Below are 24,341 nucleotides of genomic sequence, written 5' to 3' on the forward strand. Positions count from 1 at the left end.
TTCGCCTAGAAGCAAGGCGATTGCGGTGCTGTGTTATTTGTGCAATACAGCCCGTCGAGAAGGGTTGAATCATGAATCTCACTGCCGAGCGTCCGGGCACCGACCTTGCCGCCGCCCGCCGCGCGATGATCGACAGCCAGCTGCGCACCAGCGGGGTCAACGATCCTGCCGTGCTTGAAGCCTTCACCCGGGTCGCGCGCGAAGATCACGTTCCCGCCGCCGCCCGCGCCCATGCTTATATTGATCGCGCAATCCCGCTGGGTGACGGCCATGCGCTGGCCGCCCCGCTGTTTCATGGGCGTATGCTGGTAGAGGCCGGCCTTCAGGCCGATGACAACGTCCTGCTCGTCTCCTGCGGTAGCGGCTATCTTGCGGCATTACTGCAGGGGCTGGTCGCCAAGGTCACCACGGTCAGCGCTGCCGATGCCGCCGCTGGCAAGGCCAAGGGCAGCTACAGCTTGGTCCTGATCGACGGCGCAATCGAAGTCCTGCCCGACAACCTCGCCGCGCGCCTGGAAGACGCTGGTCGACTGGTAACGGGTCTGGTCGAACGCGGGGTGACGCGCCTCGCAACCGGCCGCAAGGCCGCCGGGGCCGTGGCGTTGCTGCCACTGGCCGAGATGGGAATCCCGGTGCTGGCTGAATTTGCCGCACCGAAACGGTGGAGCTTCTAAGCATGGCCATACGGCTTGGGCGGGCAATCCTGCTGGCGGGAATCGGGCTGGCAGCAGCCCCGGCGCTCGCCGATGATCTGCGCGAGGCGCTGGTCATGGCTTACAATACCAACCCGAACCTGCAGGCGGCGCGTGCCCAGCAGCGCGCCGTTGATGCCGGGGTGCCGATCGCTCGCTCAGCCGCCCTGCCGACACTCAGCGGCGCCGCCGCACACACCGAATTCGTCAAGCGCTCGGCCTCCACGCCCGGCGGACCGCTCGGCGGGCCCGAACGCGCGACCACCGCAGACCTGACCGCAGGCATGCCGCTCTATGCCGGCGGCGCTATCAAGAATTCGATCAGCGCCGCCAAGACCCGCGTCGAAGCCGGCCGCGCCGATCTCCGAGCAACTGAGACCGAAGTCTTCGCTCAGACCGTTGCAGCCTACATGGACGTAATCCTGGGCCAGGCCGTGGTTGGCCTCAACAAGGGCCAGGTCGGCGTGCTCGAAGTCAACCTGCAAGCCACACGCGACCGGTTTGAGATCGGCGATCTTACCCGCACCGACGTCGCGCAGTCGCAGGCCCGTCTCAGCCTCGCCCGTGGCCAGGCCCGCTCGGCCGAGGCCCAGCTGGTGGCAGCGCGCGAGCGCTATATCGCCGTGGTCGGCAAAGAGCCGGTCAACCTCCAGTCACCGCCGCCGCTATCGGGGTTACCTGCCGATGTCGAAACCGCCGTCCAGGTTGCGCTCGATTCGAACCCGGACCTGATCGCCGCGCGTCAGCGCAGCAAGGCTGCAGGCTTCGATACCGCTGCTTCAGGTGCCGGACGGCTGCCGCGCGTCAGCGTCTTCGCCGGGGCGGACTATACCGATTACCACGGCACGCTGGGCGGCGGTTCGCCGCTGGTCAACCAGTCAGCGACAACCGGCCAGGCCGGCATACGGGCCTCAATCCCGTTGTTCCAGGGCGGCCTTCCTGCCGCCCAGCGCCGGCAGGCCCAGGCCCGCGAAGGGGCGACGCTGGAACAGGAAATTGCGATCGAACGCCAGGTCATCTCCGGCGTCCGTGCTGCCTATGCCAGCTGGCAGGCCAGCCGGGAGATCATCGAATCTTCGCAGTCCGCCGTCGATGCTGCCAAGCTCAGCCTTGAAGGTGTGAAGGCCGAGAACACGGTCGGCAACCGCACGATCCTCGATATCCTGAATGCCGAGCAGGAACTGCTCAACGCGCAGGTCCAGCTCGTCACCGCGCAGCGCAATTCCTACGTCGCCGGGTTCAACCTCCTCGCCGCAATGGGCAAGGCCGAGGCGCGCGATCTGGCGCTTGACGGCGGCGCGCTCTACGATCCGGTCGCCAATTATGACCGCATCTCCGGCAACATCTGGGACTGGGCCAGCGACCCCGCGCCCAAGCCCCAGTCTACGCGCACCGTTGACACCAAGGCCCAGGACGGGACAGTAACCCCCAAGTGATTCTGTCCCCCTGCGGGACAAACGGGGGTAGGGCCATGCGTCAGGCAAGTGAACCGTCGGTCGAAGAGATCCTGGATTCGATCAAAAAGGTGATCGCTCGCGATAATCGCGCCGATGCCGCGATCGAGCGCAAGGAGCGGGAACAGCGCGGAATCAAGACTGCTGAGGCCGTAGAAGATGTCTTCGAGCTAGATGCCGCAGCCGAACTCGTCGACGACGAGGCCGAAGAGGCCCCGCTGCTGCCCGAGAATACCGCCAGCTCGATGCGCGAATCGCTTGCCGCGCTGGCCATGCTGGCCGAACCTGGCGCGGCGCCGCAGATTGTCCGCTCGGGCGAGACCTCGCTCGAAGGGTTGACCCGCGAGCTGTTGCGCCCGGCCCTGGCCGAATGGCTCGACAAGAACCTGCCGCCGCTGGTTGAGCGGATGGTCGCGGCCGAAATTGCCCGGATCGTCGGCAAGAAGGGCTGAGCCCTGTCCAATTCGCCAGACTCCGTCGAACTCGAACTGGCCGAGCGCACGCTCGCCCGGCTGGGCGGCTTCGACACCCGCTGGCAGATCTTTCTCTGCGCCGATCCCGAAGAGCCCAAGTGCTGCGACCGGGCCACCGGACACGCGGCTTGGCTGTTCCTGAAAAAGCGGCTCGGCGAACTGGGGTTGGGCGGCCACACTGGCGTGCTGCGCAACAAGGTGGGCTGCCTCAGGGTCTGTGCGCTGGGGCCGGTCGCCGTGGTCTGGCCGGGGCCGACCTGGTACCACTCCTGCACGCCAGAAGTGCTGGAGCGGATTATCCAGGAACACCTGATCGGCGGCGTGCCAGTGGCAGAATACCAGCTCAAGCCGCCGGCATAGCGGCTATTCCCGTTCGTCGATCGATTCGTCGTGGCCGGTGCCGCTCGACAGGAACAGCAGCGCCATCAGCGCCACGGTCAGCATGATCACACCCGCGATCCCCAGCACGCTTGCGATATAGAGGTGGATCGAAGGCAGACCGAATTCCCACGCAAGATAGGCAATCAGCACGAGGCAGACCGCCAGCGTAACAAGGCTCCAGCGCTTCAGCAGACGTTTATAGCGCGACCAGGCGATCGCAGCGATTTCCGGGTTGTCGAGCGGGGAACGGGTCATCACCGCCGCCTCTGCGCCTGTCGAAGGTGTGTTGCAAGTGGACGTTAGTCCCGGACTCGCCATCAGCCCCGCTTCGTGTCATCTTCTCAGGCCTAGAGGGGAGTATGCCATGACTATTGCCCGCCTGATCGAGGGGCGCAGCAGCCCCATTATCTCCATCGACGCCAGCGCCAGCGTGCGCAGTGCAGTGGCCCTGCTGGCCGAGAAACGGATCGGTGCCTTGCCGGTAATGGAGGGCGGCACGATTGCCGGGATCTTTTCCGAACGCGACGTGGTCTATGGCCTGGCACAGAACGGCCCGGCCATGCTGGATGGCCCAGTGGGTGCGGTGATGACCGCGCCGGTGATTTCGGTCGATTTGCAGTCCGACGTGCTCGATGCGCTAAGCCTGATGACCCGGCGCCGCATCCGCCACCTGCCTGTGGTGCAAGGTGGAGCAATGGTCGGCTTTATTTCGATCGGGGACCTTGTGAAGTACCGGATCGAGCGGATCGAGTCCGAGGCCCAGGCGATGCGCAGCTATATCCAGAGCGCCTGATCCGCGCACAGCCTTGCGGCTCGGCCTCGCGCGGCTTACATCGGGCGCATGGACGCTCCCACGATGACCCTCAGCCCCTCGGCTGCTGCGCGGATTGCGCTGATTGCCGAAAAGCAGGGCAAACCCGCCGCACTGCGCCTTGCGGTCGAGGGCGGCGGCTGTTCCGGCTTCCAATACCGCTTCGGACTGGCCGAAAGTATTGAGGAGGATGACCTGGTGGTCGAGACCGACGGCGTGAAGCTGGTGGTCGATCCGATCAGTCTCGACCTCGTGGCCGGAAGCGTTGTTGATTTCGTCGATTCGCTTGGCGGTTCAGCCTTCAAGGTAGAGAATCCTCTGGCTGCTGCCGGCTGCGGCTGCGGTTCCAGCTTCGCCGTCTGAATTCCCGATGCGCATCGCCAGCTTCAACATCAACGGGATCAAGGCCCGTTTACCGCGCCTGCTGGAATGGCTGGAGGAAACCCGCCCGGCCGTCGCCTGCCTGCAAGAGATCAAGACCCAGGACGAGGGCTTCCCGGCCGCAGAGTTCGAGAAGATCGGCTATCATGCTGTCTGGCACGGGCAGAAGGGCTTCAACGGCGTGGCCATCCTCGCCGATGGCACGACACCACAGGTGGTCCAGCAGGGTCTCCCCGGCGATCCGACCGACGATCACGCGCGCTATCTCGAGGTTGATGTGTTCGACACCCGGATCGTCAACATATACCTCCCCAACGGCAATCCCCAGCCGGGGCCGAAGTTTGATTACAAGCTGGCCTGGATGGAGCGGCTGCGCGCCCGGATGCAGGAGATCATGGCCGAGGAAGTGCCGGCCGTAGTGCTGGGCGATTACAACGTCATCCCGACCGACCGCGATGTCTGGGCCCCGGCCGCCATGGCCGATGACGCCCTGATGCAACCCGAATCGCGCGATGCCTATATGCGCCTGCTCGCCGATGGCTGGATCGATGCGATCGCCACGCACCAGCCGGGCGGCGGCGTCTGGACGTTCTGGGATTACCAGGCTGGTGCCTGGCAGCGCGACCATGGCTTCCGCATCGACCACGCGCTGCTATCGCCAGAACTGGCGGACAGGCTCAAGGCCTGCGGTGTCGACAAGGAATATCGTGGTCGCGAAAAGGCCAGCGACCATGCGCCCGTCTGGATCGAGATCAAGCCGGCGGACTGATTCAAGAAGGGGGGCCGCAGCCCCCCAACCCGTTCAGCGATAGAAGACGTGGTTGTCGACCCGGGCCATCCGGGTCAGGCGCCAGCCTGGGCTGACATAGGCGGCATGGAAGAACAGCGCACCTTCAACCGGGCTGCGCCAGGTGCCTTCGTGAGCGATCTGGGCCACGGCCACGGCATTCTTCCACTGGCGAGCGTTGCGTGCGCCGCCCGGCAGGCTGTTGCCGCGCACAAACGAGAACTGCGAGGGCTGGAACACCACGCCACAGTACGAATCCGGGAAGCGTCCCGACTTCGAGCGAGCAACGATTACGCGGCCGACGGCCAACTGGCCGTTGAGGGTCTCGCCTTTCGCCTCGTGATAGATGGCGGCGGCGAGGCAGTTGAGTTCGCGCGAGAGTTCCGCGGGCTGCGGCTGCTCTGCCACCAAGTCAGCCAGACTGGCCGCAGGGGCCACGTCAGCACCGTCAGCACCGGGCAGTTGCTGGATCACCGGTTCGGAAACTGTGGGGAGGGTCGGTTCCTGAGTGGCAACCGGCTCAAGCGCCTGGGCTGCTGCGCCCGAACCGTCGGCGCTGGCAATGATCATCATCGCACTTGCCGCGACAGCCAGAGCGCTGGCGCGGTTAAGCTTGGTACTGTTAAGAATGCGGCGCATTCGTCCGTCTTATTGGGCGGTGGACGCACCTGGCGCAGGTTGGGACGGGAGCGGAAAGACCTGGATCGGACTGCCCCCGGCCGGAAAACCTGCCGGTTGTCCCCCGTCTGCGTGCTAGCGTGAATGGCCTGAATGCCCCTCGCGCCGCCTGCGCACAAACAAAGGTCCGGCCCCTTCTTTCCGCAGTGCAGCAAAGTCAATCTGGCGTTCAGGTTATTCCGATGAACCGTTCACCATTCGCGATATCCAGTTCGACAATCCACAGGTCGGGATCCTGGTTGCCACGTCGATCAAGCCATTCGTTCAGCTCAGCCTTGTTTTCGCTGTTTTCCGCGCGTGACAGTGTCCACGCGCGATTGCCATCTGCCTGCGGCATGCGTTCGTACACCCGCGCGTTGGTGCCGCGTTCGGTCAGGACGACAACGATTGTCCCGGCGTCACGTTCACCTTTTTGCAGGACGCTGGCAAAGCCGCCTTCGGCCCCCGCCCGGCGGATCAGCGCCCCCACTTCAAGGTGCGCGGGAAGGCGTGGTTCCCCGCTCAGACGGCTGCCGCCCGCAGCCCGGTGGCATAACCTGGGAGGCCCGACAAAGCGATCCGGCTGCGCATGAAGGTACCGGTGCCACGCCCGATCTCTTCCCCTTCTGCGTCGATCAGGCGGCTTTCGGCGACCAGCACGCGCTTGCGGCCCGAGACCCAGCGGCCTTCGGCAATCACCCGGCCGGAACGGACCGGTTTGGTGAAGTGCAGGTTGAAGGCCGTGGTCAGCAGGAAGCGATCTGTGATCAGGGTGTTGGCAGCATAGAAAGCCGCATCGTCGAGCATCTTGAAATAGATCGTGCCGTGGGCCGCGCCGGCGGCGTGGTAGCAGGTTTCATCGATGGTGAAGACAATCCGGGCGGCGCCTTCGCCGGTCACGGTCAGTTCGGACGAGAACAGGCGGTTGATCGGGGCCGAAGCATAGAGGCTTTCAAGCGCGCGCCAGTGCAGGGCCGCACCGCTGGCCGCTGCTTCACGCCCGGAATCAGGCCCGGATTCAGGCAGCGTCGCGGTCGATGACATTGGCAAGCAGCGCATAAAGCGCTTCGGCCCCTGGCGCCTCGGTCAGCGCCACATGCATCGCCTCGTCGCGCATCATCCGGCTGATCGCCGCCAGTGCGTGGAGGTGAGCCGCTCCAGCGGATTCGGGTGATAGGAGGCCGAACACCATGCCAACCGGCATGCCATCAGCGGCATCAAAAGCCACCGGTGCTTCGAGCCGCAGGAACACCGCCACCGGGCGCGCCAGACCGGGGAGGCGGGCATGCGGAATCGCCACGCCGCGGCCAAAGCCGGTGCTGCCCAGCCGCTCACGCTCTTCAATGCGTTCAAGGACAAGCGCCGGGTCAAGCCCGTAGACGGCAGCGAATCGCTGCGAAAGCTGCTCAAGGATCGCTTGCTTGCTGTCTGCACCAATCGTGCCGACAGCATCAGGCGAAAGCGTGAAAAGTCCGGTCATGGCAGTGAGATATGTCCGAAACGCAGGTTGGTTTGGCATGGCCAAGGGGCAAGGGCGGCGGAAATCGCGTCCGCACCATCAACCCCTCACCCTCACCAAAGGTTGCGCGGCCCATAGACCCTTGTTCAGGAAGGTTCAACCCACCCGATCGAGCCATCCCCGCGGCGATAAACCATATTGTGTCGCCCGGTTCCGGCATTCTTGAACAGCAGGGCATTGGTGTTGCGCAGGTCTAGCATCATCACTGCGTCGGATACGGTCGCCTCGGGCACGTCGACCCGGGTTTCGGCGATCACCACCGGGGCATCGACAGTGACTTCCTCTTCCTCGGCATCGGGCTCGGCGAAGACCGTGTAGGCCGCCTCTTCAGCCTTCACCGCGTGCTGGGCCGCTTCGTGCCGGTCCTTCAGCCGGCGCTTGTAGCGGCGCAGCTGCTTGTCGATCTTCTCCGCGGCCTGGTCGAAGGCGACATGGGCATCGTGGGCGATCCCGGCGCCCTTCAGCACCAGACCCTGCATCACATGGGTGACGATATCGGCCCGAAAGGCCCCGGCCGGCGCGCGATTGAAAGTGATGGTCGATGACAGCGCGCGCGAGAAGTACTTGCCGACGATTCCGGACAGTCGTTCCTGGGCATGAGCCTGAAGAGCTTCGCCGGTTTCAATCTGGTGGCCGGAAACGCGGATATCCATAAGACTTCTCCTTCGTATTCGCCCGACCTGCTCATGTTCGCCAGAGCGGCTCCTTGAGCGTGTCGAGAAACTGGGCATGGGCGGCACGCTCTTCCTCGCTGGCAGCGTGGGGCCGCGCGGCGCGAAACGGCCGCTCGCGCTGAACCCGCATGACTGGCTCGGCCAGGTCTGCCGCAGCATTATCGACCGCCAGGTGCAGGCCAATCTGGCGCCCACCGGTCAGCTCGACATAGACCTGGGCCAGCAGCTCGGCGTCAAGCAATGCGCCGTGCAGCGTGCGATGGCTGCGGTCGATGCCATAGCGGGTGCAAAGCGCATCAAGCGAGTTCTTGGCCCCCGGGTGGCGGATCCGGGCGAGCGCGACCGTATCGATCATCCGCTCGCGCCCCAGCGGATCGAGCCCGCATTTTTCGAGCTCCATGTTGATGAAGCCGAAATCGAACCCGGCATTGTGCGCGACCAACATCGAATCGCCGATGAACTCAAGGAATTCGGCGGCCTTCTCGTGAAAGCGGGGCTTGTCCGAAAGGAAGGTGGCGGACAGGCCGTGCACCGCTTCGGCCGCAGCCGGCATATCGCGATCAGGATTGAGATAGCAGTGAAAGGTTTCGCCGGTTGTCACCCGGTTGACCATTTCGACGCAGCCGATTTCCACCAGCCGGTCACCGTTCCTGGGATCAAGCCCCGTGGTTTCGGTGTCGAAGATGATCTCGCGCATTACCAAACCGATATCGGCCCCACTTCGCGCGCTGGCAAGGGGGCGACTCGACTAAATCTGCGCCGAGGTGATCGAATGGACGAGCTGCTGAACGGCATGGCGGGTTTCGGCGAGCGACGTGCCGGTATCGATCACGTAATCGGCGCGCGCGCGCTTCTCGGCATCAGGGACCTGGAGCTTGAGGATCTGCGCGAACTTCTCCTCGGTCATCCCGGGCCGGGCCAGGACCCGCTCGCGCTGCTGCGCAAACGGGGCTGAGACGACCGCGACCGCATCGAGCCCGTGATTGCCGGTCTTTTCGAACAGCAGCGGAATATCGAAGACGATCAGTTTTGCATCGGCATTGTCGGCCAGGAAGGCGCGGCGCATCTCGGCCACTTCGGGGTGGACGATCGATTCCAGCAGCTTGAGCGCCTCCGGATTGCCGAACACCGCCGCGCCCAGCTTCTGCCGATCAACCCCATGCGGCCCGGTCGTCCCCGGAAAGGCCCGTTCGATCGGATCGATGCAGGCCCCGCCCGGACCCTGTAGCTCGTGTACCGCCGCATCGGCATCGAAGACTGGTACGCCGAGCCCGCGCAGCATCGCCGCGACAGCCGATTTGCCCATGCCGATAGAACCGGTCAGGCCAAGGATGAATGGCTTGCTCATTGGGTCATCAGCCTGCGCAATTCGCTATCCTGGCTCCGCGGCGCAGGAACGCCAAAGAACTTTTCGAACGCAGCGGCCGCTTGGCCGATCAGCATGGCAAGACCGTCAATCGTCGCCAGTCCGTGCGCGCGGGCCTGCTGGAGCAGAGCGGTGTCGGCCGGCGCGGTGACAATATCATAGACCGTGGCATTGGCGAGGAAGCCGCCCCACGGCAGGTCAAGCGGCGGTTGCCCGGTCATGCCGAGCGGGGTGGCATTGACAATCAGGCTGAGCACTTCGGGATCTGCTGGGCGCAGCGGCCCTGGTTTAAGCTCGGCCAGATCGATCAGGAACTCCGGATCCTCGCCCAGGTAGCGCCCGAATTCGGCCTTGGCCTTGGCGGGATTGCGGCTGATCGACCAGATCATGAATTCGGTATGGAACAGCGCGTCGATGATCGCCCGCGCCGCGCCGCCGGTGCCGATGACATAGGCAAAGCGATAATCCTCGTCCCCGAGCAGCGGCAGGACCGGCTCGAGAAACCCGGGTGCGTCCGTGTTGTGGCCGGTCAGGCTGCCGTCGGCCTCGCGCACTACGGTGTTGACCGCGCCGATCCGCGCCGCCTCGTCATCGATCCGGTCAAGCAGCGGCATGACCGCCTGCTTGTGCGGCATGGTTACATTGCAGCCGCGCCAGAGCGCGTCGCCGCGCCGCTCGGCCAGGTAGGCCGCCAGACCATCGGTGGTGACAAGGCAGCGGTGATACTCGGCCTCGATCCCAAGTTTGGCGAGCCAGAAGCCGTGAATCACCGGGCTTTTCGATTGGGCTATCGGATCGCCGATCACGTCAGCGTAGGGGAGCCTCATGCGGTCAGCACCCCGCGCGCGCGCAGTGCACCCAGTACCGGCAGCAGCGGCATGCCCAGCACGGTGAAGTGGCTGCCCTCGATCGCCTCAAACAGCTGCACCCCCAAAGCCTCGATCCGGAACACGCCGACGCAGCCGCTGACCGCCGGCCATTCGGCCGCAAGGTAGCTTTCGATAAAGGCGTCGGAGAGATGCCGCACCCAGAGCCGCGCCACGTCGGCATGGTCCCAATAGGTATGTCCGCCGCGCGCCAGGGCTGCTGCGCTGTGCAGTTCCATCACCTTGCCTGAGAAGAAGGCGAGATGCTGCGCCGCCTCATCACGGCTGCGCGGCTTGTCGAAACGGCGGCCTTCGACCGTTACCAGTGAATCGCTCCCGAGGACCCAGGCTTCGGGTTCGCTGCGCGCCACCGCCAGAGCCTTGGCCCGGGCAAGCGCCAGCGCAACATCCCCGGGCGCCGCGCCAGCCATTTCCGCCTCGATCGCGCGCTCATCGACATGAGCCGGGCACGCTGTAAAGGGCACGCCGGCATCGGTCAGCATTGCCTGACGTGAGGCGCTTTGCGACGCGAGCACCAGCGTGGTCACCGCTGCTCCTCGCCGGCGTGGCGTTCGTTGTAGATGTTGATCACGGCAGCGGCGGTTTCCTCGATCGAGCGGCGGGTGACATCGATCACCGGCCAGCCATTATCGGCAAACATCCGCCGGGCGTACTGCACTTCCTTGGTCACCCGGTCCTGGTCGACATAGGCGGTTTCGGGCGCCTGGTTGAGCGATAGCAGCCGGTTGCGCCGGACCTGGACCAGCCGTTCGGGCGCGGTGGTCAGCCCGACGACCAGAGGGTGCTTGAGGCCAAACAGCGCCGGGGGCGGCGGGCTTTCGACCACGATCGGGATATTGGCGACCTTGTAGCCCCGGTTGGCCAGATAGATCGAGGTCGGCGTCTTGGAACTGCGCGAGACGCCGGCCAGGACAATATCGGCCTGCTCCCAATCTTCCCAGGCCACACCATCGTCATGGGCAATGGTATAGTGGATCGCATCGACGCGGGCGAAATAGGCCTCGTCCATTGCATGCTGCCGGCCCGGTCGGGCATGGGGGTGCTGGCCCAGCGCAGACTCGAGCGCCTCTACGGCACGATCAAGCACGGGGACCACCGGCAGGCCCAGCGCCCGGCAGCGTTCCTCCAGCTTGGCGCGGATCTCGGCATTGGCGAGGGTGAAAAAGACCAGTCCCGGATTGGTGGCAATATCGCCCATGATCCGGTCAAGATGCTGGAGCGAGCGGACCATCGGCCAGAAATGGCGGCTGACCTCGGCCCCTTCGAACTGGGCCAGCGCCGCTTTGGCAATCATCTCCAGCGTTTCACCGGTGGAATCAGACAGCAGATGAAGGTGCAGACGCGGCATCGGGTTCCTGGGCTACCCCTGTGGACAGAGCCCCGCATAAACCACGGCACAAGCCTTGGGACAAGTTCGGGGACAGTTTCGCTGCCCAGTACCGGCCCGGCCACACAGACCTTGTGGACAAGGGGAAAACGATTCCCACAGGCTGGGGACAGTGGGGACAACCTCTGCTTGACGCGCCGTTAACCGGATTCGCACCCGCGCTAGCCCCTATTCAGCTAGGGACAATTCAGGCAAGGGATCGCAATCCCCGCTTTCCACAGGGCCAACAACTCCATAATCCTTTTAAGAATCTAATTTGAATTTGATTGGACTCACGCGATGCCCGGTTTGCTGCTCCGTACCCTGTCTGGCGAAAACATGGCGGAGCGGCCTGTCTGGCTGATGCGCCAGGCCGGGCGGTATCTGCCGGAATATCGCGCGCTCCGGGCCAGCAAGGGCGGGTTCCTGAACCTGGTCTATGACAGCGAGGCTGCGGCCGAAATCACGCTGCAGCCGATCCGCCGCTTCGGCTTCGATGGCGCGATCCTGTTTTCCGACATCCTGATCGTGCCCTATGCGATGGGCCAGGATCTGGAGTTCCTGGTGGGTGAGGGCCCACACATGTCGCCGAGGCTGCTCGATGCCGCGCTGACCAGTCTGACCGCGGTGCCCGGGCGGCTCAGCCCGATTTACGAGACCGTCCGGCTGGTCAAGGCCGCCCTTCCCGGGGACAAGACCATGCTGGGCTTTGCCGGCAGCCCCTGGACCATTGCGACCTACATGGTGGCAGGTGAGGGCAGCCGCGACCAGCACGATACCCGCGCGCTCGCCTACCGCGATCCTGCCGGCTTCCAGGCGATCATCGATGCGATTGTCGGCGTGACCGTGGAATACCTGATCGGCCAGATCCAGGCCGGGGCCGAGGCGGTGCAGCTGTTCGACAGCTGGGCGGGCAGTCTGGCCCCAAGCGAGTTCGAGCGCTGGGTGATTGCGCCCAATGCGGCGATCGTCCGGCAGCTCAAGGCCAAGATTCCCAACGTGCCGATCATCGGCTTTCCAAAGGGCGCGGGTGAAAAGCTGGGGGCCTATGCCCGCGAGACGGGGGTCGATGCGATCGGGGTCGATGAAACGATCGATCCGGTCTGGGCCGCGCGCGAACTACCGCCGGGCATGCCGGTTCAGGGCAACCTCGATCCCCTGCTGCTGCTGGCCGGCGGGGAGGAACTCGATCGCCAGGCGCTGCGCGTGCTCGAAGCCTTTGCCGATCGCCCGCATGTCTTCAACCTGGGCCACGGCATTGGCCAGACCACCCCGATCGAACATGTCGAGCAATTGCTGGCGCTGGTACGGAGCTGGAAGCGCTAGTATGATCCAGCCATGCTTTCGTGGGTGCTCAGCATGACTTATCTCTGGCTCAAGGCGGGCCATGTCACCTTCGTGATCTTCTGGATGGCGGGGCTGTTCATGCTGCCGCGCTTCTTCGTCTACCATCAGGAGGCGGAGCCCGGTTCGGCCGAGGAAGCCCGCTGGATCGATCGCGAACGCCGCTTGCTGCGGATCATCCTGTGGCCGGCGATGGGTGTTACCTGGGCACTTGGTCTGGCCCTGGCCTTCTCGATCGGGGCGTTCACCCAGCCGTGGTTCCATGCCAAGCTGGGCCTGGTACTGATTCTCAGCGCCTACAACGTCTGGATGGCTGGCTATGCCGCGGATCTCGCTCAGGGCAGACGGCGGCTGGAGGGCAAGCGCCTGCGGATCCTCAACGAGGTGCCGGGCATTGCCACCGTGCTCATTGCCATCATGGTGATCGTGAAGCCCTTCTGAAGTTGCGGCGTTGACCCTTCGCGTCTGAAGGCCTATCTCTCGACCGTCCGGCATGGGCGCGCGCCATTGACGACGCGCCACGATCCGCTTTCTCCAAGCCCATCGATCGACCGGCCATCACAGCCTGCGCCTATGCGCAACACACGGAAATACAACGATAATGCATCTTAAAGAACTCAAGAAGAAAACCCCCGCCGAGCTGGTCGAGATGGCCGAAGAGCTTGAGGTTGAAGCCGCATCGACGATGCGCCGCCAGGACCTGATGTTCGCGATCCTCAAGGAATTGGCCGAGGATGGCGAGGAAATCATCGGCCAGGGCACGATCGAAGTACTGGCCGATGGCTTCGGCTTCCTGCGCAGCCCGGAAGCGAACTATCTGGCTGGTCCCGACGATATCTATGTCTCGCCCAACCAGGTCCGCAAATGGGGCCTGCGCACCGGCGATACGGTTGAAGGCGAGGTCCGCGCCCCCAAGGATGGCGAGCGCTACTTCGCGATCACCAAGCTGATCAGCATCAACTTCGACGAGCCCGAAGTGGTCCGTCACCGCGTCAATTTCGACAACCTGACCCCGCTCTACCCGGATGAGCGGCTCAATCTCGATACGCTTGACCCGACGGTCAAGGACAAGTCGGCCCGCGTGATCGACATCATCAGCCCGCAGGGCAAGGGCCAGCGCGCCCTGATCGTGGCGCCGCCGCGCACCGGCAAGACCGTGTTGCTGCAGAATATTGCCAAGGCGATCACCGACAATCATCCGGAAGTGTTCCTGCTGGTCCTGCTGGTCGATGAACGGCCCGAGGAAGTGACCGACATGCAGCGTTCGGTGAAGGGTGAGGTGATCTCTTCAACCTTTGACGAGCCGGCAACGCGCCACGTCCAGGTCGCCGAAATGGTGATCGAAAAGGCCAAGCGCTTGGTCGAACACAAGCGCGACGTGGTGATCCTGTTGGATTCGATCACGCGCCTTGGCCGTGCTTACAACACCGTCGTGCCCAGCTCGGGCAAGGTGCTGACCGGCGGTGTCGATGCCAACGCCCTGCAGCGTCCCAAGCGCTTCTTCGGCGCGGCGCGCAACATCGAGGAAGGCGGCTCGCTCTCGATCATCGCCACGGCGCTGATCGATACCGGCAGCCGCATGGACGAGGTGATCTTCGAAGAGTTCAAGGGCACCGGTAACTCGGAAATCGTGCTCGACCGCAAGGTCGCGGACAAGCGCATCTTCCCGGCGCTCGATGTCGGCAAGTCCGGCACCCGCAAGGAAGAGCTGCTGGTCGGCAAGGACAAGCTCAGCAAGATGTGGGTCCTGCGCCGCATCCTGATGCAGATGGGCACGATCGACGCGATGGAATTCCTCCTCGACAAGATGAAGGATTCGAAGACCAACGAAGACTTCTTCGCGACGATGAACCAGTAAGACCACCCCATGGCAGCCGACATCATCCTGATTGTTGGCTCCACCGGGGCCGGAAAGACCACTTACGCACGCCGCCTGGCCGACGAGCTGGGCGGCGTTCGCTTTTCGATCGACGAGTGGATGATGACGCTGTTCTGGGCCGACAGCCCGCAACCCATCGAATTCCAGTGGACGATCGAACGGGTTCGGCGCTGTGAAGAGCAGATCATGGCCACGGCGCGCCAGTTGGTGGCACGGGGTGTACCGGCCTTGCTCGACCTTGGCTTCACTACCAAGGAACACCGCGATCGCTTCCGCGCCTTTGCCGCCGAAGCAGGCCTCAATGCAGCAGTCCACTTCATCGACGTACCCGCAGACGAGCGCTGGTTCCGCGTCAACCGCCGCAACCAGCAACGCGGTGAGACCTATGCCATGCAGGTCGACCGCCAGATGTTCGATTTCATGGACGCGATGTGGGAACCGCCGCTGGAGGCCGAATGGTCAGCGGGTGGGGGCCTCAGGATCGATGGTTCCGGTTCGATCTAAAGCCTAACCAGCGGCCGCCTGCAGCTGCGCGGCCATCATCTCCCACAGCTTGTTGACCGCCTTGACCGGGCGGACCATCACCTTGAAATCGATGATCTTTCCGGCATCGTCAAAGCGGATCAGGTCGATCCCGTTGACGTGGATCCCGTCGATCTCGCAGGTGAACTCCAGCAGCGCGTCATTGCCTTCGACGATCTCGCGGACATAGATGAAGCTGTCATTGCCGAGCACCTTGGCCGCACTCAGCAGATAGAGCATGACCTTGGCCTTGCCGGCCTGGGGGCTATGAACCACGGGTGAGTGGAACACCGCATCGTCGGCCACCAGGGCAGAGAGCAGATCGCGATCAGCGCCGCTTTCCATATAGGCGTGCCAGGCGGCGACACCGGGGTGAGTGGACATCAACAGCTCCTTTGCAGCCTGCAATCCGCCCGACAATGCCGCGACTTGCGCCAAAGTTCCAGTCTGCCCTAAGCCTGCCGGATGAGCAGCGAGCGCCACGCCATCATTGCCGAAGGAATGCAGGCCCTGGCCGCGCGCGATCATGCCCGCGCGGCTGAGCTGTTGCGCTCAGTTGCGGCGGCGGAACCGCCCTCCGATTTTCCCTGGCCGGCGCTGGCCAATGCCGAACTGGCACTGGGCCGAAATGACGCCGCCGAAGCAGCGATCGACCGCCAGTTGGCCCTGGCGATCCGCGATGTTGGGGCACTGCTGCTCAAAGGACTGCTGCGCGAGCGGGCCGGCGATGCCCGTGCGGCGATGAGCTTCTACCGCACAGCCCAGGCGCAGATGGCCTTCGATGGCCGCGTCCCGCCCGAGCTGGCGCAGCTGGAGGCTCATGCGCGGGCCTATCTCGCCAGCGCCAGCGATGACTTCACCGGCCATCTGCTGGGCGAACTGGGCGAGAACCTCAGCCCCGCCATGCGCGAGGCGGTCGACCTGCTCACCGGCAAGCGGCAGGTCTTCCTGCAGCAACCGACGATGTTCTACTATCCCGGCTTGCCGCAGCGGCGCTTCTACGATCCGGCGGAGTTCCCCTGGCTGGATGGCATGCTGGCGCAGGTCCCGGCGATGCAGCAGGAATTGGCAGACGTGATTGCTGGCGGCGACCAGGGCTTCGATCCCTATGTCCGCCACAACCCGGACCGCCCCGCACCGGCCAACCACCTGCTTGAACGCAAGGATTGGTCAGCCTTCTACTTCTGGCGTGACGGTGCGGTGGTTGAGGACAATGCGAGCCGTTGCCCCGCCACCATGGCCGCGCTTGAACTGGCTCCGATGCCGGTCAGCCCCGGTCGCTCACCCAATGCCCACTGGTCGAGCCTGCTGCCGGGAACCCATATCAAGCCGCATTGCGGCATGCTCAACACGCGGTTGATCTGCCACATTCCGATCCGCACCGCCCCGAACTGCTGGCTGCGCGTTGGCAGCGACACCCGCTCCTGGGAACCAGGCGTGCCGCTGGTCTTCGACGATTCGATCGAGCACGAGGCGAAGAACGACGGGCCGCAACGCCGCGTCCTCCTGCTGTTCGAGATCTGGCGCCCCGAAGTGCCCGAGGAAGACCGCGCGGCGATCGCGCGGATCTTCCAGGCAATCGGCAGTTACGCCTCAGGCTAGATTGGCGGCCAGGAAGGCGCGGGTCCGGCTGTCCGCCAGCTGCGCGCCAGCTTCATCGCGGCGATCACCCATTTCCGCTGCGAAGCCGTGGTCCAGCCCGTCGTAGTCGTGCAGCGTTACCTTGGGATGGTTATCCAGCCCGGCATGGATTGCCGCCTGCGCTTCCGGCCCAACGAAGTGGTCGGCGGTCGGGATGTGCAGCATCAGCGGGTTGGCGATGGCGTGGCTTTCGCCCAGCATCTGATCGATCATCACGCCGTAGTAGCCGACCGAGGCATCAATATCGGTCCGCGCTGCCGCCATATAGGCCATCCGTCCGCCCAGGCAGTAACCGACCAGGCCGACCTTGCCGACGCCTTCCGTGCGGCGAATGTGGTGGATCGCCGCCTCGATATCCTGAATGCCGAGGTCCGGATCGTACTGGCCGAAATAGCCGAAGGCTTCCTGCATCTGCTCCGGCACATCGGGATCGAGCTCCACGCCCGGCGCAAAGCGCCAGAAAATATCGGGGGCGATCGCCAGATAGCCTTCGCTGGCCCAGGTTTCGCACTTCTGCTGGATCCCGGGATTCACTCCGAAGATTTCAGGGATCACGATGATCGCGGCCTTGGGGGTGCCGGCCGGCCGGGCGGCATAGGCTGGGATCTGGGCCGCGCCGTCAAGCGAGGGGAACTGGGTGTTGGTGGCCATGGAAATCTCCGCTGCTGGGGTTGGTGCCAATATGTCGGCTGGATGGACTTTGCCAAGGGCCTGTGCCAGCTTGATGATGGGAACCAGGAACGCGGGCAAGGAGACCACAATGAAAATCAACGTCGAGATCGACTGTACCCCGGAAGAGGCGCGTTCGTTCCTTGGCCTGCCCGATGTCGGTAAGGCCAACCAATTCTACATCGAGGCCATTTCCAAGGCGATGAAGGGTGCCGGCAACGTCGAGCAGATCCAGGACATCGCCAAGAACATTGCGCCGATGGGGCAGATGGGCCTCAAGCTGTTCCAGCAATTTGTCGAAAATGGCGCTGCCTTTGCTGCCGGCGCGAAGAAGAAGAGCGAGGACTGATTCCCGCCTGGGACTGTCTGATGCACCATGACTGACACGATCTTCGCCCTGTCGAGCGGCGCGCCTCCGGCTGCGATTGCGGTGGTGCGGGTCAGCGGCCCTGCGGCAGGCGCGGCTTTGCAGGCGCTGGCGGGTCACCTGCCGCCTGAGCGGCGCGCAGTGGCTGCGACTTTACGCGATGCGGCGGGTGCAGTGCTGGATCGGGCGCTCGTGCTGTGGTTGCCGGCACCCAATACCGCGACAGGGGAGGATACAGCGGAACTGCACCTCCATGGCGGCCGTGCGGTGGTGGCAGCGGTCTCTTCGGCACTGGAAGCGCTTCCAGGTCTGCGCAGTGCCGAACCAGGTGAGTTTACCCGCCGGGCCTTTGCCAATGGCCGGATCGACTTGGCCGAGGCTGAAGGTCTTGCGGACCTGCTCTCGGCCGAGACCGAGTTGCAGCGCCGATCGGCACTGGTGATGGCGGGGGGTGCGTTTTCCCGGCAGGTTGAAGAATGGCGTGAACGCCTGCTGGGGTTGTCCGCCGCAGTCGAGGCAGTGCTGGACTTTGCCGACGAAGATGATGTCGCCACGCTTCCGGTTGATTTTCTGCAACGGATCGATGGCTTGCGCAGCGATCTGGCAGCCTGGCTGGCTCGGCCACGCGCCGAGGCGCTGCGCGAAGGCTTCCGGGTGGTCATCGCGGGTCCGCCGAATGCAGGAAAAAGTACGCTATTCAATACTTTGGTCCAATCTGAGGCAGCGATCGCCACGCCGATTGCCGGGACCACCCGCGATGTCCTGACCCGGCCGGTGGGCTATGCGGGGATTCCCTTCCTGTTTGCCGACACCGCCGGGTTGCACGACGCGACTGACGATGTCGTTGAAGCGATCGGGATCGAGCGCGCGCTCGAGGCGCTTGATCGCGCCGATCTGGTCCTGTGGCTTGGTCCCGAAGGGGAGGGACCAGCCGGGGCATGGGAAGTTTCGGCACAGTGCGACCGTCCCCAAGGTGCAGCAAAGGTTCATCCGCGGCACCGCGTTTCAGCGGTCAGCGGCGAGGGGATCGAAGCATTGATCGACGATCTGGTTGAAATGGCTCGCGCAGCTCTTCCCAAGCCCGGGGAAGCCGCCCTCAACCAGCGGCAGCACGATCTGCTGCGCGACGCTGCTCAGGCTCTGCAAGCGGCAGAGGATGAGGCTGATCCACTGCTGGTGGCCGAGGCGCTGCGCCTGGCGCGGGTGTCCTTTGACGCCTTGCTTGGCCGGACCACTACCGAAGACATGCTCGACGCGCTGTTTGGGCGCTTCTGCATCGGCAAGTAACGCAAGCGGTCGCAAAATCTGTTCCACGTGAAACATCGCTCGGCTAAAGGCCGCAGCAGGCATGGACCAATTCGACATCATCGTTGTAGGCGGCGGGCACGCCGGGGTTGAAGCCGCTGCTGCGGCTGCGCGCATGGGTGCGCGCACGGCGCTGGTGAGTTTCGATCTCGACGCGATCGGGGCGATGAGCTGTAATCCGGCGATTGGCGGGCTGGGCAAGGGTCACCTGGTTCGTGAGGTTGATGCCTGTGACGGGATCATTGCCCGCGCTGCCGATGCCGGGGCGATCCATTACCGGATGCTCAATCGCTCCAAGGGCAGCGCGGTGCAGGGCCCGCGGGTCCAGGCCGACCGCAAGCGGTTCAAGGCAGCAGTCCAGCATTTGCTAGGCCAGCAGGGCGATCTGGCGCTGGTGCAGGGCGAAGCGGCGGCGTTGCGGCTGCCCGGTGGGCGTGTGACCGGGATCGACCTGGCCGATGGCACGCCGCTGGCTGCCCGCGCTGTGGTGCTCTGCACCGGTACGTTCCTGGGCGGCGTGCTGTTCCGGGGTGAAGAGCGCCTGGTCGGCGGGCGGATTGGGGAAGCTTCGGCCCAGCGCCTTGCGGTGCAGCTGCGCGAAGCGGCACTGCCGCTGGCGCGGCTCAAGACCGGCACCCCACCGCGGCTCGATGGCCGGACAATCGATTGGGCCATGCTGGAAGAGCAGCCGTCTGATTCCGATCACTGGACCATGTCGACGCTGCCGGTTGCCCATGGTGGGGCCGGGCGCGCGCTGCCGCAGGTGTTCTGCGCCATTACCCGCACCAACGTCCGCAGCCATGACGTCATCCGCGCGAACCTGCACCGTTCACCGCTGTTTTCCGGGGCGATCGGCGCGCAGGGCCCGCGCTACTGCCCGTCGATCGAAGACAAGATCCACCGCTTCGGTGACCGTGACGGGCACCAGGTCTTCCTTGAGCCGGAAGGCCTGGACACTCACTTGGTCTATCCCAATGGCATCTCCACCTCGCTGCCGGCCGATGTCCAACTGGCCATGCTGCGGACTATGGAGGGTCTTGAGCAGGTCGAGATGGTCGTGCCGGGCTATGCAGTGGAATATGACCACATCGATCCGCGCGCCTTGCGCCCCAGCCTGGAACTGCGCGACTTGCCCGGGCTATACTGCGCCGGGCAGATCAACGGGACGACGGGCTACGAAGAGGCGGCCGCGCAAGGCCTGGTTGCGGGGATGTCGGCTGCGGCAGACGTGCTCGGCCGACAGCCGATCGCACTCGATCGCGCCAATTCCTACATGGCGGTTATGATCGACGATCTCACACTGCATGGGGTTAGCGAGCCCTACCGCATGCTGACTGCGCGGGCTGAATACCGGCTGCGGCTCCGGGCCAACAATGCCACCACCCGGCTGACACCGCTGGCACTGGCTGCTGGCTGTGTCGGCCCGCAGCGCGCCGAATGGTTCGCGCGGCGCGAAGAAGCCCGTGCCCGAATTGGCGCGGCCTTGGATGGGACGGTGACCGGCCACGAGCTAGCCACTGCCGGCCTGCCTGTGCGGGCCGACGTTGGCCGCTTGCCGCTGCGCGACTGGCTGCGATTTGGGGGAGTGGACCTCGAAGGCTTGTCACCCTGGCTGGGTCAGAACGTGCACGACGATCGGGAACTGGCGGCGGAGCTAGCCGAGGATGCGGCCTATGCGCCCTATCTGGCGCGGCAGGACAGCGAACTGGCCGATCTGCGCGCTGGCGAAGCGCTGCCGCTCGGCGATGATTTCCCTTATGCCGCGATTCCCGGGCTTTCGCGGGAGATGGTTGAGCGCCTGACCAAGGCGCGCCCCGCTACGCTGGCGGCAGCAGGTAGGCTTCCGGGGATTACCCCCGCAGCGCTGGCGGCCCTGCTGGTACATGCCCGGCGCCGGACCGATATCGCCGCATGATTGCCACCGAACAGGAAGCGCGGGCCTGGCTTGCCGCCTTGCCGGAATGGGATGCTGTAGCCGCAGATCGGATCGAGCTGCTGATCGCCTTGCTCATTGAGGAGAACGCGCGGCAGAATCTGGTTGCTGCAGCGAGCCTACCTCTGGTCTGGCACCGCCATATTGCGGATTCGGCTCAATTGCTGCCGCATGTTCCACGTGAAACATCCTCGCCCTGGCTCGATCTCGGGACTGGGGCGGGCTTTCCCGGCCTGGTGATTGCAGCACTGCGGCCGGATTGCGAAGTGGTGATGGTCGAATCGCGGGCGCGGCGAATCGAATGGCTTGAACGCGCGCGACTCGCATTGGGGCTGGAGCGTGCACGGATAGAGGGCGCCCGGCTTGAACAAGTCGAAACGCGGGCATTTCGCGTCATTTCGGCACGGGCCTTTGCTCCACTCGTCCGATTGCTCGACCTTTCCGCACGCTTTTCCACAAAGGACACGCTCTACCTGTTGCCGAAGGGTCGTTCGGCGCAGCAGGAACTGTCAGAACTGGAGGGGTGGAATCACCTGTTTCACGTGGAACAGTCGCTGACCGATCCCGAGGCCGGGGTCATTATCGGCCAGTTGCTCGGCAAAAAGGGGAAAAAACCGTGATCCGCATGGCGATCGCCAACCAGAAGGGCGGGGTGGGCAAGACCACCACGGCGATCAACTTGGCGACCGCGCTGGCGGCGACGGGGTGGAAAGTCCTGCTGATTGATCTCGATCCCCAAGGCAATGCCTCAACCGGAATCGGCATCGGCACCAACGATCGCGAACGCTCGACCTATGACCTGCTGGTCGATCAGATGCCGCTCAGCGAGTGTGTTTCCTCAACAAGAATCCCAGGGCTCGACATCGTCCCGGCCACGGTGGACCTCTCAGGCGCCGAGGTTGAGCTGGTTTCAGTCGAAAATCGCACGGAACGTCTCGCCAAGGCATTGTCGGCCGATACCGGGCACGAAATCTGCCTGATCGATTGCCCGCCGTCGCTGGGCTTGTTGACGCTCAACGCGCTTTGCGCCGCCGATACGCTGCTGGTCCCGCTGCAATGCGAGTTTTTCGCGCTCGAAGGGCTTAGCCAGCTGCTGCAGACAGTGGAGCGCGTGCAACAGCGCTTCAATCCCGATCTCGGGATCATCGGTGTGGCGCTCACCATGTTTGACCGCCGCAACCGCTTGACGGATCAGGTCGCGGACGACGTCCGATCATGCCTGGGTCCGCTGGTGTTCGAATCGGTGATTCCGCGCAATGTGCGGCTTTCGGAGGCGCCCAGCCACGGACTGCCGGCCCTCGTCTATGATCATTCCTGCGCCGGCAGCCGCGCCTATATCGCGCTTGCCCGTGAACTGATTGGCCGCCTGCCCGAATCGAGGAAAGCCGCATGAGCGACGATAACACCACTGGCACCGCGCCGCAGGCGCCCGCCAAGAAGAAGCCTTTGGCTCTTGGCCGCGGGCTGGGTGCCTTGCTCGGGGAAACGCGGCGTGAGGAACCCTTGGTCAACCCGGCCACGCTCGCGAGCGCTACTGGCGGAGCCGCACCAAAGGATGGCCTGGCGCTGCTGCCGGTTGCCGCCATCGTTCCCCACCCCGGCCAGCCGCGGCGCCATTTTGACGAGGCCGCTTTGGCTGAACTTGCCGCATCGATCGCGGCGCGCGGGGTGATCCAACCGGTGATCGTGACCCCGCATGGTGCGGGAAAGTGGCGCCTGGTTGCGGGTGAGCGCCGCTGGCGGGCTGCCCAGCGTGCGCAACTCCATGAAATTCCAGCAATTGTCCGCGATCTGGATGAGCGCGAGGTTACCGCGCTGGCGCTGATCGAAAACCTCCAGCGCGAGGATCTCAACCCGATCGAAGAAGCGCGCGCATACCACAGTCTGGCCGAGGACGAGGGGCTGACCCAGGCGGAGATCGCCAAACTGGTCGACAAGAGCCGCAGCCACGTTGCCAACCTCCAGCGCCTGCTGGGTCTGCCCGAAAGCGTGATCGCGCTGGTTGAGCTGGGCAGGCTGTCGATGGGTCATGCCCGGGCGCTGATCGGGGTCGAAAATGCCGCTGAGCTCGCCGCGCAGGCTGTTGCCAGACAACTGTCCGTCCGCGAAGTCGAGCGGCTGGTCCGGCGCAAGGATGCGCCCGCCACCCAGCGCCGCGCGCGGAGTGAACGCGACAATGCCAATTCGGCCGACATTGCCGCCGTCCAGGCGCACCTCGAAGAGTTCCTTGGTTTATCGGTCCGAATCAATGCCGATGCCGATCCGCGTTCGGGGGCGGTAACCATCCGCTACCGGACGCTCGACCAGCTCGACCTGATCTGCCAGCGCCTGACCGGCGGGGGAATCTAAGCTTCTGACGAAATTGCGGGTTTCCCCGGAGCCAGATGTTAACGCCCGGCCCTGATTGGTTAACCATAACCAAAAGTAATCCCACAACTCCGTGAAACTACAAGCATCGCTGCGAATGGGGGCCAACCGTCCATTCGGGCGGCGCATTCGCGCTGCAGGTTAGACTGCTTGGAAGGGATCAGAGTTATCATGCGCAATACGTTCCGTATCGCTCTCGTCGGCGCCGCTCTCAGCGCTGTTTCGTTTGCTTCGGCCGCTTCGGCCGCCACTTCGGCCACTGCCAATGCTTCGGCCGAAGTCCTCAGCACGCTGACGCTCACTGCCAATTCGGCGCTGAACTTCGGCCAGATCGCTGCCAACACCGGTGGCACCGTTACCGTCAACGCTGATTCGACCACCGCTTCGAGCGGCACCCTGGTTTCGACCGGCACCCGCGCTCCGGCCGGGTTCACCGTCACCGGCACGCCGAACGCCAATGTCGTTCTGACCCTGCCGGCTTCGGCGACGCTGACCCGTTCGGGCGGCACCGAAACGATGGCGATCGGCGGCTTCAACAGCAACCCGGCTGGCGCTTTCCAGCTCGGCGGCACGGGTTCGGCGAATTTCGCTGTTGGCGGCACGCTGACCGTTGCTTCGGGCCAGGTGGCTGGTGTCTACAACGGCACCTTTAGCGTCTCGGTCGAATACCAGTAAGCGAAAGCCAACCCGCCTGCCTGTTGGCAGTCGTGGGGAGACCATGGGCCGCATCCGCCACGGCGGGTGCGGTCCTTTGGTTTGCAACAGACCTGTTATGCTTAGCGAGAAATTAACCCTGTTTGCCTAGACCTAAGCAGATGCCGCAGGTCCCTTTGCAGGACCTCGGCAAGGATTTGCATCTGCCAGGG

General features: G+C 64.4%; 32 protein-coding genes. 19 read left to right on the forward strand and 13 right to left on the reverse strand.

The window, feature by feature from the left end; all coding sequences use genetic code 11:
• Nucleotides 1-71: 71 nt before the first annotated feature.
• The 4 genes from FRF71_RS06035 to FRF71_RS15730 all read left to right on the forward strand — a co-directional run bounded on the left by FRF71_RS06035 (nucleotide 72) and on the right by FRF71_RS15730 (nucleotide 2,979).
• Nucleotides 72-674 carry a protein-L-isoaspartate O-methyltransferase family protein gene (locus FRF71_RS06035; RefSeq protein WP_147089708.1) on the forward strand — a complete coding sequence of 201 codons (603 nt, stop codon included), beginning with the start codon at nucleotides 72-74 and terminating at the stop codon, nucleotides 672-674.
• A 2-nt stretch (nucleotides 675-676) separates the two neighbouring features.
• Complete coding sequence (locus FRF71_RS06040) at nucleotides 677-2,128, forward strand: TolC family outer membrane protein (RefSeq protein WP_147089709.1); 1,452 nt, start codon at nucleotides 677-679, stop codon at nucleotides 2,126-2,128.
• A gap of 35 nt (nucleotides 2,129-2,163) precedes the next feature.
• Nucleotides 2,164-2,598 carry a DUF2497 domain-containing protein gene (locus FRF71_RS06045; protein WP_147089710.1) on the forward strand — a complete coding sequence of 145 codons (435 nt, stop codon included), beginning with the start codon at nucleotides 2,164-2,166 and terminating at the stop codon, nucleotides 2,596-2,598.
• A gap of 186 nt (nucleotides 2,599-2,784) precedes the next feature.
• A complete protein-coding gene (locus FRF71_RS15730) occupies nucleotides 2,785-2,979 on the forward strand; it encodes a (2Fe-2S) ferredoxin domain-containing protein (protein ID WP_337678499.1) in 195 nt (64 codons plus the stop codon).
• A 3-nt stretch (nucleotides 2,980-2,982) separates the two neighbouring features.
• Here FRF71_RS15730 and FRF71_RS06055 read toward each other — a convergent pair whose 3' ends face one another.
• Nucleotides 2,983-3,255 (reverse strand): hypothetical protein, encoded by a 273-nt coding sequence (locus FRF71_RS06055; protein ID WP_238339466.1) that lies wholly within the window; start codon nucleotides 3,253-3,255, stop codon nucleotides 2,983-2,985.
• Nucleotides 3,256-3,364: 109 nt separating this feature from the next.
• On the opposite strand from FRF71_RS06055, the gene FRF71_RS06060 reads away from it, so the two are divergent.
• The 3 genes from FRF71_RS06060 to xth are packed head-to-tail and all read left to right on the forward strand — an operon-like array spanning nucleotide 3,365 to nucleotide 4,961.
• A complete protein-coding gene (locus FRF71_RS06060) occupies nucleotides 3,365-3,793 on the forward strand; it encodes a CBS domain-containing protein (RefSeq protein ID WP_147089713.1) in 429 nt (142 codons plus the stop codon).
• 48 nt (nucleotides 3,794-3,841) lie between these two features.
• A complete protein-coding gene (gene erpA, locus FRF71_RS06065) occupies nucleotides 3,842-4,174 on the forward strand; it encodes an iron-sulfur cluster insertion protein ErpA (RefSeq protein WP_147089714.1) in 333 nt (110 codons plus the stop codon).
• 7 nt (nucleotides 4,175-4,181) lie between these two features.
• Nucleotides 4,182-4,961 carry an exodeoxyribonuclease III gene (gene xth / locus FRF71_RS06070; protein ID WP_147089715.1) on the forward strand — a complete coding sequence of 260 codons (780 nt, stop codon included), beginning with the start codon at nucleotides 4,182-4,184 and terminating at the stop codon, nucleotides 4,959-4,961.
• Between the two features lie 33 nt (nucleotides 4,962-4,994).
• On the opposite strand, the gene FRF71_RS06075 is transcribed toward xth, so the two are convergent.
• The 10 genes from FRF71_RS06075 to FRF71_RS06120 form a co-directional block, all read right to left on the reverse strand.
• Entirely contained in the window at nucleotides 4,995-5,618 is a 624-nt protein-coding gene (locus FRF71_RS06075; protein ID WP_147089716.1) for a cell wall hydrolase, read from the reverse strand.
• Between the two features lie 208 nt (nucleotides 5,619-5,826).
• Nucleotides 5,827-6,162 carry a DUF1491 family protein gene (locus FRF71_RS06080; RefSeq protein WP_147089717.1) on the reverse strand — a complete coding sequence of 112 codons (336 nt, stop codon included), beginning with the start codon at nucleotides 6,160-6,162 and terminating at the stop codon, nucleotides 5,827-5,829.
• Nucleotides 6,159-6,680, reverse strand: coding sequence for a PaaI family thioesterase (locus tag FRF71_RS06085; RefSeq protein WP_147089718.1), 522 nt, complete (start codon nucleotides 6,678-6,680; stop codon nucleotides 6,159-6,161). The genes FRF71_RS06080 and FRF71_RS06085 overlap by 4 nt, the downstream gene beginning before the upstream one ends.
• Nucleotides 6,655-7,116 (reverse strand): PTS sugar transporter subunit IIA, encoded by a 462-nt coding sequence (locus tag FRF71_RS06090; protein ID WP_147089719.1) that lies wholly within the window; start codon nucleotides 7,114-7,116, stop codon nucleotides 6,655-6,657. Before FRF71_RS06090 ends, FRF71_RS06085 begins: the two co-directional genes overlap by 26 nt.
• Nucleotides 7,117-7,241: 125 nt before the next feature.
• Nucleotides 7,242-7,808, reverse strand: a complete 567-nt coding sequence (gene hpf / locus FRF71_RS06095; RefSeq protein WP_147089720.1) for a ribosome hibernation-promoting factor, HPF/YfiA family — start codon at nucleotides 7,806-7,808, stop codon at nucleotides 7,242-7,244.
• 31 nt (nucleotides 7,809-7,839) lie between these two features.
• The gene (gene dnaQ / locus FRF71_RS06100; protein ID WP_147089721.1) at nucleotides 7,840-8,526 is read right to left on the reverse strand and encodes a DNA polymerase III subunit epsilon; all 687 of its coding nucleotides are present in this window, start codon (nucleotides 8,524-8,526) and stop codon (nucleotides 7,840-7,842) included.
• Between the two features lie 51 nt (nucleotides 8,527-8,577).
• Nucleotides 8,578-9,177, reverse strand: a complete 600-nt coding sequence (gene coaE / locus FRF71_RS06105) for a dephospho-CoA kinase (protein WP_147089722.1) — start codon at nucleotides 9,175-9,177, stop codon at nucleotides 8,578-8,580.
• Nucleotides 9,174-10,022 (reverse strand): shikimate dehydrogenase family protein, encoded by an 849-nt coding sequence (locus tag FRF71_RS06110; RefSeq protein ID WP_147089723.1) that lies wholly within the window; start codon nucleotides 10,020-10,022, stop codon nucleotides 9,174-9,176. The genes coaE and FRF71_RS06110 overlap by 4 nt, the downstream gene beginning before the upstream one ends.
• Entirely contained in the window at nucleotides 10,019-10,609 is a 591-nt protein-coding gene (locus FRF71_RS06115; RefSeq protein WP_147089724.1) for a Maf family protein, read from the reverse strand. The genes FRF71_RS06110 and FRF71_RS06115 overlap by 4 nt, the downstream gene beginning before the upstream one ends.
• The gene (locus FRF71_RS06120; RefSeq protein ID WP_147089725.1) at nucleotides 10,606-11,430 is read right to left on the reverse strand and encodes a pyruvate, water dikinase regulatory protein; all 825 of its coding nucleotides are present in this window, start codon (nucleotides 11,428-11,430) and stop codon (nucleotides 10,606-10,608) included. Before FRF71_RS06120 ends, FRF71_RS06115 begins: the two co-directional genes overlap by 4 nt.
• Nucleotides 11,431-11,748: 318 nt before the next feature.
• Here FRF71_RS06120 and hemE point away from each other — a divergent pair, with 318 nt between their 5' ends.
• The 4 genes from hemE to FRF71_RS06140 all read left to right on the forward strand — a co-directional run bounded on the left by hemE (nucleotide 11,749) and on the right by FRF71_RS06140 (nucleotide 15,175).
• Nucleotides 11,749-12,774: a uroporphyrinogen decarboxylase gene (gene hemE / locus FRF71_RS06125; protein ID WP_147089726.1), complete on the forward strand. Its 1,026-nt coding sequence runs from the start codon at nucleotides 11,749-11,751 to the stop codon at nucleotides 12,772-12,774.
• 33 nt (nucleotides 12,775-12,807) lie between these two features.
• Nucleotides 12,808-13,233 carry a CopD family protein gene (locus tag FRF71_RS06130; RefSeq protein WP_147089727.1) on the forward strand — a complete coding sequence of 142 codons (426 nt, stop codon included), beginning with the start codon at nucleotides 12,808-12,810 and terminating at the stop codon, nucleotides 13,231-13,233.
• Nucleotides 13,234-13,393: 160 nt separating this feature from the next.
• Entirely contained in the window at nucleotides 13,394-14,650 is a 1,257-nt protein-coding gene (gene rho, locus FRF71_RS06135; protein ID WP_147089728.1) for a transcription termination factor Rho, read from the forward strand.
• A 9-nt stretch (nucleotides 14,651-14,659) separates the two neighbouring features.
• Nucleotides 14,660-15,175 (forward strand): P-loop nucleotide/nucleoside kinase family protein, encoded by a 516-nt coding sequence (locus FRF71_RS06140; protein ID WP_147089729.1) that lies wholly within the window; start codon nucleotides 14,660-14,662, stop codon nucleotides 15,173-15,175.
• 3 nt (nucleotides 15,176-15,178) lie between these two features.
• Here the strand turns inward: FRF71_RS06140 and FRF71_RS06145 are convergent, their stop codons facing one another.
• The gene (locus tag FRF71_RS06145) at nucleotides 15,179-15,577 is read right to left on the reverse strand and encodes a nuclear transport factor 2 family protein (RefSeq protein WP_147089730.1); all 399 of its coding nucleotides are present in this window, start codon (nucleotides 15,575-15,577) and stop codon (nucleotides 15,179-15,181) included.
• An 81-nt stretch (nucleotides 15,578-15,658) separates the two neighbouring features.
• Here FRF71_RS06145 and FRF71_RS06150 point away from each other — a divergent pair, with 81 nt between their 5' ends.
• Nucleotides 15,659-16,795, forward strand: coding sequence for an aspartyl/asparaginyl beta-hydroxylase domain-containing protein (locus FRF71_RS06150; protein ID WP_147089731.1), 1,137 nt, complete (start codon nucleotides 15,659-15,661; stop codon nucleotides 16,793-16,795).
• Here FRF71_RS06150 and FRF71_RS06155 read toward each other — a convergent pair.
• Nucleotides 16,787-17,485, reverse strand: a complete 699-nt coding sequence (locus FRF71_RS06155) for a dienelactone hydrolase family protein (protein ID WP_147089732.1) — start codon at nucleotides 17,483-17,485, stop codon at nucleotides 16,787-16,789. The genes FRF71_RS06150 and FRF71_RS06155 overlap by 9 nt on opposite strands.
• 109 nt (nucleotides 17,486-17,594) lie before the next feature.
• Between FRF71_RS06155 and FRF71_RS06160 the strand changes: the two genes are divergently transcribed.
• The 7 genes from FRF71_RS06160 to FRF71_RS06190 all read left to right on the forward strand — a co-directional run bounded on the left by FRF71_RS06160 (nucleotide 17,595) and on the right by FRF71_RS06190 (nucleotide 24,150).
• The gene (locus FRF71_RS06160; RefSeq protein ID WP_147089733.1) at nucleotides 17,595-17,852 is read left to right on the forward strand and encodes a DUF6489 family protein; all 258 of its coding nucleotides are present in this window, start codon (nucleotides 17,595-17,597) and stop codon (nucleotides 17,850-17,852) included.
• 27 nt (nucleotides 17,853-17,879) lie between these two features.
• A complete protein-coding gene (gene mnmE / locus FRF71_RS06165) occupies nucleotides 17,880-19,157 on the forward strand; it encodes a tRNA uridine-5-carboxymethylaminomethyl(34) synthesis GTPase MnmE (protein WP_147089734.1) in 1,278 nt (425 codons plus the stop codon).
• A gap of 61 nt (nucleotides 19,158-19,218) precedes the next feature.
• Nucleotides 19,219-21,090, forward strand: coding sequence for a tRNA uridine-5-carboxymethylaminomethyl(34) synthesis enzyme MnmG (gene mnmG, locus FRF71_RS06170; RefSeq protein WP_147089735.1), 1,872 nt, complete (start codon nucleotides 19,219-19,221; stop codon nucleotides 21,088-21,090).
• On the forward strand, nucleotides 21,087-21,728 hold the full coding sequence (gene rsmG / locus FRF71_RS06175; protein WP_147089736.1) for a 16S rRNA (guanine(527)-N(7))-methyltransferase RsmG: 642 nt from the start codon (nucleotides 21,087-21,089) through the stop codon (nucleotides 21,726-21,728). The genes mnmG and rsmG overlap by 4 nt, the downstream gene beginning before the upstream one ends.
• Nucleotides 21,725-22,501, forward strand: a complete 777-nt coding sequence (locus FRF71_RS06180) for a ParA family protein (protein WP_147089737.1) — start codon at nucleotides 21,725-21,727, stop codon at nucleotides 22,499-22,501. Before rsmG ends, FRF71_RS06180 begins: the two co-directional genes overlap by 4 nt.
• Nucleotides 22,498-23,457, forward strand: a complete 960-nt coding sequence (locus FRF71_RS06185) for a ParB/RepB/Spo0J family partition protein (protein WP_147089738.1) — start codon at nucleotides 22,498-22,500, stop codon at nucleotides 23,455-23,457. The genes FRF71_RS06180 and FRF71_RS06185 overlap by 4 nt, the downstream gene beginning before the upstream one ends.
• A gap of 189 nt (nucleotides 23,458-23,646) precedes the next feature.
• A complete protein-coding gene (locus tag FRF71_RS06190) occupies nucleotides 23,647-24,150 on the forward strand; it encodes a DUF4402 domain-containing protein (protein ID WP_147089739.1) in 504 nt (167 codons plus the stop codon).
• Nucleotides 24,151-24,341: the final 191 nt, after the last annotated feature.

It is taken from the genome of Novosphingobium ginsenosidimutans (assembly GCF_007954425.1).
GTDB classification, from domain to species: Bacteria; Pseudomonadota; Alphaproteobacteria; order Sphingomonadales; family Sphingomonadaceae; genus Novosphingobium; species Novosphingobium ginsenosidimutans.